The 16,653-nt window shown below is 63.7% G+C and carries 11 protein-coding genes; 6 read left to right on the top strand and 5 right to left on the bottom strand.

All coding sequences use genetic code 11. The features are described 5' to 3' along the window. Window positions 1-47: 47 nt before the first annotated feature. Both E2583_RS02510 and E2583_RS02505 read right to left on the bottom strand, forming a co-directional pair. A complete protein-coding gene (locus tag E2583_RS02510; protein ID WP_291592913.1) occupies window positions 48-686 on the bottom strand; it encodes a TetR/AcrR family transcriptional regulator in 639 nt (212 codons plus the stop codon). A gap of 169 nt (window positions 687-855) precedes the next feature. Then, the gene (locus tag E2583_RS02505; protein ID WP_291592911.1) at window positions 856-1,356 is read right to left on the bottom strand and encodes a flavodoxin family protein; all 501 of its coding nucleotides are present in this window, start codon (window positions 1,354-1,356) and stop codon (window positions 856-858) included. A 569-nt stretch (window positions 1,357-1,925) separates the two neighbouring features. Here E2583_RS02505 and E2583_RS02500 point away from each other — a divergent pair. The 6 genes from E2583_RS02500 (at window position 1,926) to E2583_RS02475 (ending at window position 13,876) form a co-directional block, all read left to right on the top strand. Then, complete coding sequence (locus tag E2583_RS02500; RefSeq protein WP_291592910.1) at window positions 1,926-5,057, top strand: EAL domain-containing protein; 3,132 nt, start codon at window positions 1,926-1,928, stop codon at window positions 5,055-5,057. A gap of 51 nt (window positions 5,058-5,108) precedes the next feature. Continuing rightward, window positions 5,109-5,438 carry a YnfA family protein gene (locus E2583_RS02495; RefSeq protein WP_291592909.1) on the top strand — a complete coding sequence of 110 codons (330 nt, stop codon included), beginning with the start codon at window positions 5,109-5,111 and terminating at the stop codon, window positions 5,436-5,438. A 250-nt stretch (window positions 5,439-5,688) separates the two neighbouring features. Then, window positions 5,689-9,216 carry a chromosome segregation protein SMC gene (gene smc, locus E2583_RS02490; protein ID WP_291592908.1) on the top strand — a complete coding sequence of 1,176 codons (3,528 nt, stop codon included), beginning with the start codon at window positions 5,689-5,691 and terminating at the stop codon, window positions 9,214-9,216. Window positions 9,217-9,252: 36 nt separating this feature from the next. Beyond that, complete coding sequence (locus tag E2583_RS02485) at window positions 9,253-10,608, top strand: cell division protein FtsZ (protein ID WP_291592906.1); 1,356 nt, start codon at window positions 9,253-9,255, stop codon at window positions 10,606-10,608. A gap of 64 nt (window positions 10,609-10,672) precedes the next feature. Further along, a complete protein-coding gene (gene ligA, locus E2583_RS02480) occupies window positions 10,673-12,799 on the top strand; it encodes an NAD-dependent DNA ligase LigA (RefSeq protein ID WP_291592905.1) in 2,127 nt (708 codons plus the stop codon). Between the two features lie 30 nt (window positions 12,800-12,829). Beyond that, entirely contained in the window at window positions 12,830-13,876 is a 1,047-nt protein-coding gene (locus E2583_RS02475) for a patatin-like phospholipase family protein (protein ID WP_291592904.1), read from the top strand. A gap of 23 nt (window positions 13,877-13,899) precedes the next feature. On the opposite strand, the gene E2583_RS02470 is transcribed toward E2583_RS02475, so the two are convergent. Genes E2583_RS02470 through E2583_RS02460 form a run of 3 tightly spaced genes read right to left on the bottom strand, consistent with a single transcriptional unit; the run spans window position 13,900 to window position 16,538 of the window. Then, window positions 13,900-14,310, bottom strand: coding sequence for a hypothetical protein (locus E2583_RS02470; protein ID WP_291592903.1), 411 nt, complete (start codon window positions 14,308-14,310; stop codon window positions 13,900-13,902). A 30-nt stretch (window positions 14,311-14,340) separates the two neighbouring features. Next, complete coding sequence (gene dsbG / locus E2583_RS02465) at window positions 14,341-15,246, bottom strand: thiol:disulfide interchange protein DsbG (protein ID WP_291592902.1); 906 nt, start codon at window positions 15,244-15,246, stop codon at window positions 14,341-14,343. Then, window positions 15,243-16,538 carry a prolipoprotein diacylglyceryl transferase family protein gene (locus E2583_RS02460; protein ID WP_291592899.1) on the bottom strand — a complete coding sequence of 432 codons (1,296 nt, stop codon included), beginning with the start codon at window positions 16,536-16,538 and terminating at the stop codon, window positions 15,243-15,245. The genes dsbG and E2583_RS02460 overlap by 4 nt, the downstream gene beginning before the upstream one ends. Between the last annotated feature and the right edge of the window lie 115 nt (window positions 16,539-16,653).

The following is a 16,653-nucleotide window of genomic DNA, read 5'->3' as shown; positions in this document are numbered from 1 at the left end:
GCAGGTGGTGGAGCAGGCGGGGTGACCAAAGCAGCACGCGTGGCCGCTCAAGGCATCTTGAACAGCAGCGCCACCTGAAGGCGGAACAGCTTTTCAGCATTCATGGGTACCTCGGGGTGGATGACGGTATTGTTCATCATGGCCAGCCACAGCGGTGCAAGCAGCAATTCCGGGTGCTGCACCAGCTCAGGGGCCTTGAGTTCGCCGCGTGTGGCAGCCAGCTGTGCAAGCCGTGTGAAATGCTCGAGCAATGCATCGTGCACGTAGCGGCGATACATCTGCGCAAGCAGCGGAAACTCCAGGCCTTCGGCGACGACCAGTCTGGCCGTGGCCGAGCGGCCGCTGCTGTCAATGACCTCCGCTGCGGCTCCCACGGTGCGCAGCAGATACTCGCCCACCGATTCATGCTCTTGCATCGGACTGGATTGCAAGGCCACGGCGGCGGAGGCGATATGTGTCTGGATCACAGCCTCGAACAGGGCTTCCTTGCTGTCGAAATAGCGAAACAGCGTGACCTTTGACAGTCCTGCGCGCTGTGCCACCGACGCCGTGGTGCCACGTGCGTAGCCGTGTTCCAGAAATTCTGCAAACGCAGCCGCCACAATGGAGCGGCGCGTGGCCTGGGTCTTCTGCGGACTGGGGCCGCGTGGCGTGCGCTTGGGACGTGCGGTGTCTGGTTCAATCATGACGCAAGAGCTGGTGGAGTCGCAGACTATGCCTGCTTGGGAGCGCGCATCGGGTGAGGGCATGCGCGCGCAATCATGGCACATTTATTCAACCCGATCCGAAGGCCCCATTCTTGCCTCTGTCTGGAGCCTGTCCTGCGAGGAATGATGCGGGTAATCCCTTGTTTTCCTAAAAAATGCCCAAGGCCAGACCGACGGCCAGCGACTGGCCCAATTCTTCGCAGCGCCGGAGATCGGCGGTCGGGATCTGCTTGGGCGCCAGTATGGCCTGAGGTGTCTGAGCGTGGGTGCAAATGATGATCGGCTCTGCCACCGCCTTCAGGCGCCAGCCGGTGGCAATGCGTTCCATCTGCCGGGCTGCGTTGCGGCCGTCGCTGCCGGCACAGACCAGGCTGGCGTAGGGGCGGCCCTGGATCCGGTCGAGCACGGCGTAATAGCTTCGATCGAAGAAATCCTTCATCAGGCCGCTGATCGCCGCCAGATTCTCCGGCGTGGCAAACAGATAGCCCTGAGCCTGCAGCAGGTCCTGAGGGCCTGCGGCGGTCGCGTGCAGCAGGCGGACCTGGACGGATGCTTCCTGCCGGGCGCCGCTGCGGGCTGCTTCGGCCATCTGCAGGGTGCCGCCCGTCAGGGAATGGTAGACGATCAGCAGGGTCGGTCCGTGGGACATGGTTGCGCTGTTGCCGGTGGAAGAGTCTCGTTATCCATCGTTATCCAGTCTCTTTCTGGCAGAAATAACCGGATGCTGTACTGTGGTTCTGTCTGATTGTTGCAAAAAAGATACGCGTTGTCCCGGTTTGTGAGGAAGTCGGAATAGGACTAAGCTCCGACAAATATTGACATTTGTCAATTTTGAGATCGCTGCGTGCTCTTGATTTTGCAGCACTTTGTATTGGATATACAAGCTTGTGCCTATGATTTGATCTAAATCTAGAGGCAATCATGGCAAGTCATTCAGGGTAACTACTTGGCGTGAATGTTCTTTGGTTGTAGGTTTGTTCCTACAAACTATGTCGCTCCTCATGTTGGCTCTGGGTATGGCAGCCTCCGCTTCACGGCGCTGCTGCGGATCGGAGTCACTTCGCAACTCAGGAATCTTGTGTTTTTTGCATGCCGCAATTCGCAACTCAGCCACTGATGAAAGTGCGCAAACCTTGGTTGACGCTGCTGGCATTGGGTTTCGGCATCTCCTGTGGCTGTCTGGGGAGCTGGCTGCTCCATCAAACGCTGGAGTCGCGCATGCAACAGCGTTTGCAGCTCAGTGCCGATATGGCCACGCGGTCGCTGGAGCAGCGCCTGGCAAGCTATGACCGACTGCTCGCCAAGCTGGCCGAGCAAATGGGCAATGATGCGGATGCGGGTCAGCAGGTTTTTTCGCAGCATGCCCACGCCTTGCTCAGCCGGGAAAGCCTGGTCGGGCTGCAGGCGCTGAGTCTGACGCGCGCGGTGGCCGAAGAGCTGAACACCGATCTCGCGCGGGATTTCCAGGCCTTCGAGGTTTCCTATGTCTGGCCGATGATCGGCAACGAGGCCCTGGCGGCCAGCAATGCCCGTCAGCCTGCGGCGGCATTTCACGGCTTGATGCAGGCCTGGACCTCTCGTCAGATGTCGATGTCGGCGCCATTTCGCTTCTTGCAGCTGCCCGATAGCCCCAAGGGCGTTGTGTTGCGTGCGCCGCTGTGGCCCGCCGCAGCGCAGGAGGGACTCAACAGCGTTTCCGAGAAGCTGCTCGGAACGGTCGATGCCCGGATCCGCCTCGGTGAATTTGCCAGAGGGCTGGTCCCGGCCAACCTTTATCCGCAGGTTGCTTTCAAGCTGGTGGACCTCAGTCCTGCCGACCCATTGCCCAAGGTCGGGCAGGACCACAAGAAGCAGGCCTTGCCGCTGTCGCTGTCGGCCAGCGGTACGGAGATTCTGTTCACGGGCTCCCTGTGGGCGGAAGCGGAAACCCAGGCGGAATTTGCCTCGATCAAGCCTCTGGAGCGGCAGATACAGGTGTACGACCGCATCTGGTCGCTGCAGTTCAAGCCTGCACTCAGCAGTCAGAGAAGGCTTGAGCGCTACCTGCCCTGGATGGTGCTGGGAGCCGGCTTGCTGGCGGGACTGGCGCTGGCCGCCTGGGTTTCGGGTTGGTGGCAAAGCCGCTGGAGCTGGAGCCGGCGCCTCAAATTCAGCGCCCAGGCCCGCCAGGAGAGCGATGCGCGTTTTCATGCGATGTGCGAGCAGGCCGCCATGGGAGTGCTTGAGCTGGATATCGCCACGCGCAGCGTGCTCAAGGTTAATCAGCATTTCTGCCGGCTGCTGGGCTATCAGGCGGAGGAAATCCAGGGGGGCAGCGTGCTGGCGCTGATCATGCCTGAAGACCAGGCGCAGTGCGCGCAGCTGCTCGAAGGGCTGGACCGGCAGCAGTTTCAGCACAACGCGGGCGAGTTCTGTCTGCGCTCCAAGATCGGCGAGCCGATCTGGGTGGAGCTCAATGCGTTTCTGACCGGACGTCACGAGTCCCGGCGATTGCAGGTGCTGGTGCAGGACATCAGCGGGCGCAAGCGCCTTCAGCAGATGGAGAGGCTGGGGCATCAGCAGTTGCGCAGCCTCATGCAACGACTGCCGGTAGGCCTGGTCATGGAGGATTTGGACGGGCGTCTGGTGTACTGGAACGAGGAGTTTCTGCGTCTGGCAGGCCATGGTGGCAAGCCCAGCGTGTCCACCCAGCAGTGGTGGGAGCGCATGTTCCCCGATTCCGCAGAGCGCGAGCGGGTGATCCAGCGCTGGCAAGTGGCCAAAACCCAGGCCGCCCGGATCTTGCAGCTGCGCCGTTCCGAGCGCGTCGATGGCACGGATGCGCCGTGGGACGAGCTCTCGACCGAAGCCTCGGCCTGCACCGTGTCTGCGCAGACATTGATGCTCAGGGGTCTTGACGGCCTGCGCCGCCCGGTGGCGGTCAGCGCCGTGCTGCAGGCCGATGGATGTCTGATGGTGCTGCAGGATCAGAGCCAGCGCATGGCGGCCGAGCAGGAGGTTCGTCGTCTGGCCTTCTACGACGCACTGACAGGACTGCCCAACCGGCGCCTGCTGGCCGACCGGCTGCAGCAGGCCCTCGCGGTGGCCCAGCGCAAGGCCCATTTTGGCGGCGTGGTGCTGCTGGACATCGACAACTTCAAGTCCTTCAACGAGACCTACGGTCTGGATCAGGGCGACCTGCTGCTGCAGTCGCTGAGTCAGCGCATCCGTGGCCTGCTGCCCTCGGGGGCCACGATTGCCCGCCAGGGCGGTGATGATTTCGTGTTGTTGATCGAAGATCTCGGCAGCGATTCCGTGGCGGCGGCCGCGCGTCTGGAGCAGCAGGCCGACCAATGGCTGAACCGCTTGCGCGAACCCATAGAGATCGGCGGTGTCCCGCGCTCCATTACCGTCAGCATGGGGCTGAGCCTGTTTGGCGAGCCCGAGCTGACGGGCGAGGAAGTGCAGCGCCGCGCTGAAATGGCCATGTACCAGGCCAAGAGCCAGGGGCGCAATGTCAGCTGCTTCTTTGATCCGCAGCTGCAATCGGCGCTGCAGGAGCGCCGCACGCTGGAGCAGGACATGCGTGCCGGCCTGCAGGCCGGCGAGTTCGAGCTGTTCTATCAACCCCAGGTGGAAATGGGCAAGGTGATCGGGGCCGAAGGCCTGCTGCGCTGGAAACACCCCGAAAAGGGTTTTGTTCCGCCTGCGCACTTCATCCCGCTGGCCGAGGAAACCGGCGTCATCCTGCCTCTGGGGGACTGGGTGCTCCGGGCGGCCTGTCAGCAGCTGGCGAAATGGGCCAAGCATCCCCGGTATGCGCAACTCGTGCTCTCGGTCAACGTCAGCCCCAAGCAGTTTCACCAGAGCGGCTTTGTCGAGCAGGTGCTCAAGGCGCTGGCCGAGCATGGGGCCGATGCGCGCCGGCTCAAGCTCGAGCTGACGGAAGGCATGCTGGTGGCCGATGTGGATGACACCATCGCCAAGATGATGCGTCTCAAGTCCTACGGCATCGGATTCTCGCTGGACGACTTTGGCACCGGTTACTCGTCGCTGTCCTATCTGAAGCGGCTGCCGCTCGATCAGCTCAAGATCGACCGCAGCTTCGTGCGTGATGTGCTGACCGATCCCAATGATGCAGCGATTGCCCGCACCATCGTGGCCCTGGCCAAGAGCCTGGGTCTGCATGTGATTGCCGAAGGCGTGGAGACGCAGGCGCAGTCCCGTTTTCTTGAAGGCATACGCTGCTATGCATGGCAGGGTTATCTGATGAGCCCGCCCGTGCCGGTCGGCGAATTCGAAAGCCTGGTCACGAATGGCAATGTGCCGGGATCCTCGACCCCGGCGCTGAGCCCGGTGTCCATGCGCTGAGGCGGTGGCGGGACTCTACAATGCCTGACCTTCGCTGTATGAGAGTTCGAATTGCCTGAAGTCAAGACCATGATGCTGTTTGCCCTGACCGCCGTGGCGGAGATCGTGGGCTGCTATCTGCCCTGGCTCTGGCTCAAGCAGGGTGGCAGTGTCTGGTTGCTGTTGCCTGCAGCAGCCAGTCTGGCATTGTTCGTCTGGCTGCTGACTTTGCATCCATCGGCTTCCGGCCGCATCTACGCAGCCTATGGCGGTATCTACATCAGTACGGCACTTGTATGGCTGTGGCTGGTCGATGGCATCCAGCCCAGCGCCTGGGATATGGCTGGAGTTGCCGTCTGCCTGCTGGGGGCCGGCCTGATCGCCTTTCAGCCCCGCGTCTGAGGCCGCCAACGACTGTTTCACGCGATCGAAATCCGTCGTCAGCCCTTGGAGCACAAGCACAGGCAGCGATGGTTTGTGTGTATGCCGCAATCTCGGCTGACGAAGGGGCAGGCCGCGTTATGATTCCCTTGTGTGAATGGCTGCGAGCATGCGCGGGGCTTTAGGGGCCAGCGTCGATGCCGTTGCTGTTGCCGTTTGTCTTCCCTATCACAAGCCTTTGCAGGCCAGCTTCTAGACCGACACTGACACTGTGCGCCTGAATTCCATCAAGCTCTCGGGCTTCAAATCCTTTGCCGAGCCCACCAACTTCATTCTGCCGGGGCAGATGGTGGGGGTGGTGGGACCCAACGGTTGCGGCAAATCCAACATCATGGATGCGGTGCGCTGGGTGCTTGGCGAGAGCAAGGCCAGCGAACTGCGTGGCGAGTCCATGCAGGACGTGATCTTCAATGGCACCACGCACCGCAAGCCTTCCAGCCGCGCCAGTGTGGAGCTGACGTTCGACAACAGTGACCATCGCGCAGGCGGGCAGTGGGGACAGTTCGGTGAAATTGCCGTCAAGCGCGTGCTCACGCGCGAGGGCAATAGCAGCTACTTCATCAACAACCAGCCTGTGCGTCGCCGCGACGTGCAGGACGTGTTCCTGGGCACGGGCCTGGGGCCGCGTGCCTACGCCATCATCGGCCAGGGCACGATCAGCCGCATCATCGAGTCGCGCCCCGAGGAGTTGCGCCTGTTTCTCGAAGAAGCGGCCGGAGTTTCCAAGTACAAGGAGCGTCGTCGTGAGACGGAAAACCGCCTCTCGGCCACGACCGAGAACCTCACCCGTGTGGAAGACATTCTGCGCGAGCTCAACGCCAATCTGGACAAGCTGGAAAAGCAGGCCGAAGTTGCGGCCAGGTACAACGGCCTGAACGCCCAGGTCACGCTCAAGCAGCATCAGCTGTGGTTCATGAAGCGCGCCGAGGCCGAGGCCGAGCAGGATCGCGTGCGTGTCGAAGGCCTGAAGGTCGTCAACGAGCTCGAGGAGCGCATGGCCGATATCCGCAACAACGAGAGCGGACTCGAGACCCTGCGTCAGTCGCACTACGAAGCCAGCGATCAGGTCAATCAGGCGCAGAGCAAGCTCTACGAAGCCACGGCCGAGGTCGGCAAGCTGGAAGCCGAGATACGCTACGTGGTCGAAGGACGCCAGCGTGTGCAGCAGCGCCTGCAGCAGCTGGCGGAGCAACTGCTGCTGTGGAGCAGCCGCAGCGAAGAGGCCCAGGGCGAAATCGAGAACATCGAAGGCGCGGGCATGGATGCCGAGGAGCAGGCCGAGATGCTGGCCGCGCAGCTCGAGGAGCAAAGCAGTCGTCTGCCCGATCTGGAAGAGGCTTTGCACAAGGCGCAGAAGGCCGACGCCGAGCAGCGCAACTCCGTGGTGCAGGTGCAGCAGCAGATTCAGGTGCTGGCCGCCGAGCAGCGCAGCCTGGACGAGCAGCGTCGCCAGTTCGAAACCCGTTACGAGCGTTTGCGGACCGACCGCAATGCGCTGGAGACGCCGGACGAGGCACGTCTGAACAATTTGCAGGCACAGCTGGCCGAGGCCCAGGAGCTGGCCGAGATGGCGGATGCCGTGCTCAACGAACTGCAGGACAGCGTGCCGCAGCTCGACGAGGATCGGCGCGCGCGCCAGCAGGCATTGAATGCGGAGAACAGCCGGCATGCCGATCTGTCGGCGCGGCTGGAGGCTCTGAAGGCCTTGCAGGAAAAGGTCAAGACCGATGGCAAGCTCCAGCCCTGGCTGGCCAAGCATGGGCTGGACGGCTTGCAGGGGCTGTGGAGCCGCATTGCCATCGAATCGGGCTGGGAAAACGCGCTGGAAGCCGCGCTGCGCGAACGTCTGGGGGCGCTGGAAGTCGGTCGCCTCGACATGGTGCGCGGTTTTCTGGGCTCGGGCGGGCAGGATGCTCCGCCAGCGAGGCTGGCCTTCTTCAGCCAGGCTCAGGCTCCCGGTGTCACGGCAGCTGCGCGCTTTGCGCGTCTCAGCGATCTCCTCAAGATCAGTGACGCCGGCCTGCGCTCCGTCCTCGTGGACTGGCTGACGGGCTGCTATACCTCGCCCACGCTTGACGAGGCCCTGGCCAAGCGCGCCGATCTGCAGGCCGGCGAGACCATCTATGTGCCCACAGGCCATGCGGTGACCGTGCACAGCGTTACTTTCTATGCCCAGGATTCCGAGCAATCGGGTCTGCTGGCACGGGCGCAGGAGATCGAGCATCTCGAGAAGGAAGTCCGCGCCCAGTCACTGATTGCCGATGAGTCGCGCTCGGCTCTGGTGCGCGCCGAAAGCGCTTATGCCGATGCGTCTCAGCGTCTGGTGTCCGCGCGCCGCGAAGCGAGTGAGTCGCAAAGCCGTGCCCATGAGCTGCAGGTCGAAACCCTGCGTCTGTCGCAGCTGGCCGAGCAGGCGCGTGCCCGCAATGCACAGATCACGGCGGATCTGTCCGAAGTCGAAGCCCAGCTCTCCGATATTGAAGAGCGCAAGGTGGCTGCCGAAGCGCGCTTCGAGGAGCTGGACATGCAGCTGGCCGACAGCCAGGAGCGCCATGCCCAGCTGGGCGACCGGGTGCTGGATGCCGAGCGTCGCTTGAACGAGTCGCGCGAGCAGTTGCGCAGCCTGGAGCGTCAGGCCCAGGAAGCGACCTTTTCGCAGCGCACTCTGCACGCGCGCCGTGCAGAACTGTCCCGCACCATCGAAACCGCAAGCCAGCAAACCCGATCCCTGGCCGATGAGCAGCAGCGGGCCCAGGATGAACTTGCCAGGCTGTCGGACGCGGCGGCGCAGGGCGGTCTGCAAGATGCGCTGGATCTGAAGATGCAGCGTGAAAAGGAAGTCGCCGAGCGCCGCAGCGCCTATGAGGATCTGACGAACAAGCTGCGTGCCAGTGACGAGCGCCGCCAGAGTCTGGAAAAGGCGCTGGATCCGCTGCGTCAGCGCATCACCGAGTTCCAGCTCAAGGAGCAGGCCGCGCGCCTGGGCCTGGAGCAATACAGCAATCTGCTGAGCGAGGCCCATGCCGACCTGGCTGCAGTGTCGCAATCCATTGCCGAGGGCAATGTGCGTCTTCATGGTCTTCAGGGTGAAATCGATCGTCTGCACCGCGAAATTCAGGCCCTGGGGGCGGTGAATCTGGCGGCGCTCGACGAGTTGACCCTGGCGCGCGAGCGCAAGACCTTCCTTGATGCGCAGATGGACGACCTCACCAAGGCCATGAACACCCTGGAAGAGGCGATTCGCAAGATCGATGCGGAAACGCGGGATCTGTTGACCGGCACCTTCGATATCGTCAATCGCCACTTCGGCCGCATGTTCCCCGAGCTGTTCGGCGGCGGCCAGGCCAAGCTGGTGATCACTGGCGACGAAATCCTTGACGCCGGCGTGCAGGTGATTGCCCAGCCTCCCGGCAAGAAGAACCAGACGATTCACCTGCTATCGGGCGGTGAAAAGGCGTTGACCGCGATTGCGCTCGTGTTCGCCATCTTCCAGCTCAACCCCGCGCCCTTCTGTCTGCTCGACGAAGTGGATGCGCCATTGGACGACGCGAATACCGAGCGTTATGCCAAGCTGGTACACAGCATGAGCAAGGGAACCCAGTTCCTGTTCATCAGTCACAACAAGATCGCCATGGAAATGGCGGAGCAGCTGATCGGTGTGACCATGCAGGAGCAGGGCGTTTCACGAATTGTTGCGGTGGACATGGAGTCCGCCCTCTCCATGGCTGAGCTATCCTGAGCCGGTCATTCCCCTTTTGAAGAACCGTTTTCTCACATGAGTAACTTGCAAATCAGTCTGGCCGTCCTGGGTGTGGTGCTGTTGGCGCTGATCGTTGCCTACAACTCCTGGACGGCACGTCGCAACGCGCCCAAGCGCGCAGAGCCTGAGGAAGAGAGCACAGATCCTCAGCGTCTCGAGCCCGGCATGAACACGGTCGGCCATGGCGCGGATCTGACCAAGTATCAGCACGAGCCCGTTCTGGGCGATTTCGGCAAGGCGATTCCCGGTACCGAGCCCCTGCAGATGCCGGAGTCCGCCGGTCGCTTTGCCGAAGCCGATGCCGAGCTGGCCCGGCTCGTGGCGCGTGAAGCCCATGAAGAAGCGCAGCGCCAGGAGGCACTGGCTGCCGCCCAGCAGAAACCCGAGCTCGCCGAAGCCGCGTACCCCGGTGCCAAGCAAGAGGCGACCGTTCAGCGCACGGATGCCGCCGTTGCAGCCGTGACCGAGCCGGCCGCGCAGGCCGTGGAGCCCGTGCTGACGGACGCGCCGCTGGCCGTTTCGATTCCTCCTGCCTCGTCCGTGGAGCGGCGTGGTCATCTGGATGCGCTGATCGATGCGATCGCCCCCGTCACGGTGGCGCAGATTGTTCCCGGCGAAGTGGCGCTGCAGGCCCAGCCGAGCACCCGCCGTGCCGGCAACAAGCCTTTCGCCATCGAGGGCATGAACCAGGAGAGCAAGCAGTGGGAGCCGCTGCAGACCGGCCAGCGCTATCTGGGTTTTCAGGCCGGGGTGCAACTGGCCAACCGTACCGGCGCACTCAACGAGATCGAGTTCTCTGAGTTCGTCACCAAGGTGCAGCGCTTTGCCGATGCCCTGGGCGCCATGGCCGATGTGCCCAATATGCTCAATGAGGTCTCTCGGGCACGCGAGCTCGACCAGTTCGCCAGCGAGCACGATGCGCAGCTGAGCTTTATGCTGCGGGCGCGTCAGGCATCCTGGAGTGCCGGTTATGTGCAGCAGAATGCACAGCGCCTGGGCTTTGTCATCACGCCCATGCCGGGTCGCATGGTGCTTGCTTCGCCCATCCAGGGACTGCCACCCGTGCTGGTGCTGAACTACGACCCCCAGGCCGCCATGGGCGACGATCTGGATCAGTCGGTCGTGCGCGAATTCCTGCTCAGTCTGGACGTGGCCCAGGTGCCTCGCGGACAGCAGCCTTTTGCGCGCCTGCGTCAAGTGGCCGAGCAACTGTGCCAGACCATGGACGGCGTGCTCTGCGATCAGAATGGCTATCTGCTGCCGGTCTCGGCGCTGGACCCGATTCAGCATGACCTGGAACTGCTCTACGACAAGCTCGACAGCGCAGAGCTGTCGGCCGGCTCACTTCTCGCCAGAAGGCTTTTCAGCTAAAACAAACAGGGCCAACGATGTTGGCCTTTTTTATCCCAGACCGTGAATCTCCTGCGGGCAGAGCATGACCGAGAATTTAGACCTTTTTTCCGCTGAACCCCAGGGCCAGAAAGCGCCAGCTGCTATCAATGCGGGGGTGCCGGAAAGCGTGATGAGCAAAGTGGCGGCCTTGCGCTCCCAGCTTCGGCAATGGGCGCACGCGTACTATGTGCTCGATGCGCCCACGGTGCCAGACGGCGAATACGACCGCGTCTACCAGCAACTGGAAGCGCTCGAGGGCGCTTATCCGGCCCTCGTCACCCCGGACTCTCCCACGCAACGCGTGATCGGTGCGGTGCTGGAAGGCTTGACCCCGGTGCGCCATGCCGTGCCCATGCTCAGCATCCAGACCGAGACCGATAACGAGGCCACGGGCGCCATGGCTTTCGACCAGCGCGTGCGCAAGGAGCTGGGGCTGGATGAATCCGCTGCCGCCATCGAGTATGTGGCCGAACCCAAGTTCGACGGCCTTGCCATGAACCTGCGTTATGAAAACGGCCGCCTGGTGCAGGCCACCACGCGCGGCGATGGCGAGGTGGGTGAAGATGTCACGCACAATATCCGCACCATTCGCCAGATTCCGCTGTCCCTGCCTGCAGGTCTCAATGTGCCGCCCGTGGTGGAGGTGCGTGGAGAGGTGCACATGGCCAAGGCGGATCTGGAAAAGCTCAATGCCCGGCAGCAGGCTGCCGGTGCCAAGACTTTTGCCAATCCCCGCAATGCGGCGGCCGGGTCGGTGCGTCAGCTTGACTCGAACATCGCGGCCCAGCGTCCGCTGTCGTTCTTCGCCTACGGCCTGGGCGAGATCACGCCACCCGAGCTTGGCGGGCCGGACTTCGGCACGCACTACGCCATGCTGCAGACGCTGAAATCCTGGGGGTTTCCGGTGGCACCGCAGGTCAGCCTGGCACACGGGGCTTCCGAGCTGGTTGCGTTTCACCAGCGCATCGGTGCCGAGCGCGCCCATCTCCCCTATGAAATCGACGGCGTGGTCTACAAGGTCAACAGTCTGGCCCTGCAGCGCCGGTTGGGTTTCAAGTCGCGCGAGCCGCGCTGGGCGGTGGCGCACAAATATCCCGCGCAGGAGATGCCCACGCTGATGGAGGCCATCGACGTACAGGTGGGACGCACGGGCAAGCTCACGCCGGTGGCGCGCCTGGCTCCCGTGCAGGTGGGCGGCGTGGTGGTGACCAATGCCACCTTGTCCAATCTGTTCGACATTCGCAAGAAGGGCGTGCGCGTGGGCGACCAGGTCATCGTGCGCCGTGCGGGCGATGTGATTCCCGAAGTGGTCGGACGCGTGCCGGGCGAGCGGCCGGTTTACGTGCCCAACTTCCGCATGCCCAGGAACTGTCCCATCTGCGGCAGCGCGGTGGTGCGTGAAAAAGGCGAGGCCAATCACCGCTGTACGGGCGGTCTGTTCTGCGGCGCGCAGCGCAAGGAAGCCATCCTGCACTTTGCGCATCGCCGGGCCATGGATATCGAAGGGCTGGGCGACAAGCTGGTCGATCAGCTCGTGGATGCCCAGGTGGTGCGCGTGCTGCCGGACCTCTACAGGCTGGGCCTGAGCTCGCTGGCAGCGCTGGACCGAATGGCCGAGAAATCGGCCCAGAACGTGCTGGCTGCCCTGGAAAAATCCAAGAACACCACCCTGCAGCGCTTTCTGTTCGGCCTGGGCATCCGCAATGTGGGCGAATCCACCGCCCGGGATCTGGCCAAGCATTTCGGCAAGCTCGATGCCATCATGGATGCCAGCGTGGAAGCGCTACTGGAGGTCAAGGACGTGGGGCCGGTCGTGGCCGACAGCATCCACACCTTTTTTGCCCAGCCCCACAACCGCGAGGTGGTAGAGCAGTTGCGTGCCTGCGGTGTGCACTGGGAGGAGGGCGAGCCCGCCGAGAAAGCGCCCCAGATCCTGGCCGGGATGACCGTGGTGCTGACCGGCACCCTGCCGACACTGGGTCGAGACGCCGCCAAGGATATGCTGGAGGCTGCGGGTGCCAAGGTCTCGGGGTCGGTCAGCAAAAAGACGAGCTACGTGGTGGCGGGGGCCGAGGCGGGCAGCAAGCTGGCCAAGGCCGAGGAACTGGGCGTGCCCGTACTGGACGAGGCCGGGATGCTGGCTTTGCTGCGCGGAGAGCAGCCCGGTTGAACCATCTGTGAATGCGGCAGGGAAGGCCTAATGAACAAATTGCGACGCAAGCCCGTGGTGGGGCTGGCTCTGGGCAGCGGCTCTGCGAGAGGCTGGGCGCACTTTGGCGTGCTGCGCGCGCTGCGCGAGGCGGGCATCAGCCCCGACATCATCTGCGGCACTTCCATCGGTTCACTGGTCGGTGCCACCTATGCGGCCGGCGAGATGGATGCCTTCGAGAGCTGGGTGCTGGGCCTGGGCAAGCGCAAGGTCTTCGGCTTCATGGACTTCAATCTGGGAGGTGGCCTGCTCAAGGGCGAGAAGATCATCGAGTTCTGGCGCCAGAATTTTGTGCAGGAAACCGTGGAGGAGCTGGGGACGCCGTTCGGCTGCGTGGCTACCGACCTGCAGACGGGCGCCGAAGTCTGGCTGCGCAAGGGCTCGATCGCCGAAGCCGTGCGTGCCTCCATCGCCTTGCCCGGTCTGTTCACCCCCGTGATGCGCGAAGGGCGGCTGCTGGTCGATGGCGGCCTGGTCAATCCGGTCCCCGTATCGCTGGCGCGTGCCATGGGCGCAGACATCGTCATTGCCGTCGATCTGAATGCCGACATCATGCGCAGGCATATGAGATCCGCAGACATGAGCGAGAACGAGCTCAGGGTACATGGGAGCGACCCCAGGATTTCGCCCTTGCATGCGGATGTCGAGGAGCCACCTCTGCCGCTGGGACAGATTCCCGAGGTTCTGGCAGCGAACGGATCGGCGGCCGGCTGGACAGGGGCCTTTAAGCGCAGCATGACCGGCGTCAGGATGCTGTCCTCAACCGTCATGCGCAGGGCGCGCAAGGGAGAGGGGTTTGACGGAGAGGAGGACACCACGCCTGTGCCCTCGCTGGTCAATGTGCTCATGGCCAGCGTCAATATCATGCAGATGCGCATCACGCGCAGCCGCATGGCGGGAGACCCGGCCGAGGTGCTGATAGCGCCGCGCCTCTCGCATGTCGGACTGATGGACTTCTACCGCGGGCGCGAATCCATCGACGAAGGCTATGCCGCAACCCAGCTTGCGCTGCCTGCGCTCAAGGACTGGGGCCTGTAGTCCTCAAGGCAGTGCCCGCCGGCTCAGCTGCGGATATAGATCCAGCCGTCCTGCTGCATGCGGGCAATGGCTTCGACGGCGCCCATGGGCAGCACCTGAATGTGTGCCGGTGCGTGCAGGCCGTTGTTTCTGAGGGTATTCGGACACAGCAGCACTTGCGTCAGCGCAGGCCCCATCTCGTGCGGCTCGTCCAGCACGGCCTGCACAGCCTGGGCGTTGACAACGATCCAGACCTCCAGTCCGGGGTGGGTGGCCTTCAGGTTCTTGAAATTGCCGCGAGCGCGTATCAGCGCCTGCGGGCTGGGGGCATGCAGGACGATGCGAGTGGCAGGGCGCAGGGCAGGCAGCAGGGCGTTCCAGTCGGGCAGGCTCATGGCGGGCAGGCTCACGGTGTAGGGTTGGTGTTGCGAGCTGGATGATAGCTGCGCAGTCATGTGTGCGTTGTTGACGAGACGGTGCACTTCTTATCGAGGCCCTGGCTTGCCAGGGGCCTTGTCCATCAGCTCGTCCAGCAGTCCCGGCGGCATGCCGGTTCGGATCCGCAGCAGACCCTGGGCGTTCTTCCAGATCGTCACGGGCGTGGCGCGCAGTCCTGCATGGTTCATCAGTGCGGCGTTGCGGGTCAGGGCATCCCGGGTCGACACGGGGATGCGCTGCAGCGGGGCAATGCCAAGGGCATCGGGATTTTTGCCATGGGCATCGGCATAGGCCGCGGCGTGACTGGCCAGAGCCTGCTCCGGGACCCTGGAACCCAGAATGGCAGCGGCCTTGCCCTCACTGCTGGGGCGCAGCATGCCCACCAGAATATGGCGCAGCTGCAGTTGGCCCGCCTGCACCAGGGGCCTTGTTTCGCGCCAGAGCTGGTTGCAGTAGGGGCAGTTGGGGTCGGTGAACACATAGGCGATGCGGGGGGCTTCGGGCTTGCCATCGGCAATCCATCGGGCGCTTTCCAGGTCGTCCCAGAGTTCCAGGCCCATGGGCTTTTGCACCGCGCTGTGCAGGGCCTTGGCGTTCACATCCTTGCCCTGGGCATCGATGACGGTGCCGATGACCCAGTGCTTGCCGTCAGGCATGCGGTAGATGGGAATTGGTTGCTGGTCGCGGTAGGCCGCCCAGGCCTTGAGGCCGCCAGTGCTCTGCATGGGGCCCACGATCTGTAGGCCCTGCTCGGCCAGAAACTGGGTCGAAGGCAGTTCACCGGCGCCGACATGGCTTGCAGCGGCTTTGCTGGCGGTGAGCGTGTCGCGGGCATGGGCCATGGCCACTGCGGAGGCGGCGGTGACGGCAATCAGGGGCAGAACCAGTGCATGCAGAGGGCTCGACAGCGGGACAGAACGGGGCACGATCAACCCTTGACAGTCTTGAATCATGAAACAGGCACTCCCGGGGCAAGAGTGCGCAACTGTTCGGCCAGGCTGGCACGCGAGAGTTCTCCCATGCGCTGGGATTGCAGCTGACCGTGCGCGTCATAGAAATAGGTGGATGGCAAGCCACGCTGGCGCCAGTGCTGGCTTGCAAGCTGCTCCGGGTCCAGCAACACCTGGGAGGCGGGCAAGGGCATGGATCGCAGATATCGCAGCACGGTGGCCGCATCCTCTGCCTGGTTGATCCAGACGAAACGTACCTCGGGATGCTCTTTTTGTGCCTGGGCCAGTACCGGCATTTCGCGCTTGCAGGGCGGACACCAGCTGGCCCAAAGGTTGACGACCAGCGCCTGGCCCCGATAACTGCGCAGGTTCGTGGGCTGAGCGGCGGCGCTGACCAGCGTCAGTGCGGGGAGCGCGGGCCGGGGTGCGGGTACCCAGTTGCGCAGTGCGTAGGCCGCCACGAGGACGAAGGCTCCAAGTCCGAGGGACTGCAGCACGCCCCGCCTGAGCGGCGCATGAGCGCGAGAGCCCCAGATCGTCCAGATCGCTGCCGCCACCAGTCCGGCCCAGAGGTTCCAGCCGCCATCGCGAACATCCAGGATCTTCCACGCGGAGGCGGGCGATGCGCTCATGGGTGCCCGGTACTCGGACCACCATTGAGCCACATAGGCCGCACGAGCCGCCAGCAGTCCTGCCAGCGTGGCATGCAGCAGCAGGGCCTCCATGGGCTGACCGTCTTGGCGCTGCTTGCGCCGTGCCCACCACTGGCTGGCAAGCATGGAGAGCAAAACGGCCACGGCCATGGTGGGCAGCACGAGAGGGCCGATCAGCACGCTGGCCGGCAGGGCGAGTGCCCGCAGCAGGCCGGTCGAAGCGGCTTCGGTGTTGCCGGAGGCGGAGGTCGTTGCCTGCGCCTTCCGGTCCATGTCAACTGGAGCGGCGTGGATGCTTCGCTGCTGCACCGGGTAGCAGATGCCGGCATCGGCGCAGCCCTGCCATTGCAGCTCCAGCGGCCATTGCTCAGGTCTCTCGGGCAGAACGGCCTGGACGCGCAACTCCTCGCGAAAGACCTGCACCTTGCCGAAGAAAGCGTTGCTCAGTGTCTGGCTATGAGGAAGCTGCAGCGGCAGCGTCTGGCCCAGCGCATCGCGCAGGCGCAACGGTTCCCGGTAGAGGTAATGGCCGGGGGCAATCGTCCAGTGCAGCTCCAGCAGGCGACGGCCATCAGCCTCCGTCCCGCGGGCGGTGTGCTCCGGCGGGGTCAGTGCAAAGGCCTGTTCCGCTTCCAGAATCAAGGAATGCGCTGCGGGCTTGTCAGTGTTCAGGCCAGGCGCGCTCGGAGGCTGCGACCACGCAACCGTCCCCGCCAGCAGCGGGGCTGAAAGCAGAGCGAGGACTGCGATGGGGCGA

Source organism: Comamonas sp. (assembly GCF_009360615.1).
Classification (GTDB): domain Bacteria; phylum Pseudomonadota; class Gammaproteobacteria; order Burkholderiales; family Burkholderiaceae_C; genus Comamonas.
This window is presented reverse-complemented; position numbering and strand designations above follow the sequence as displayed.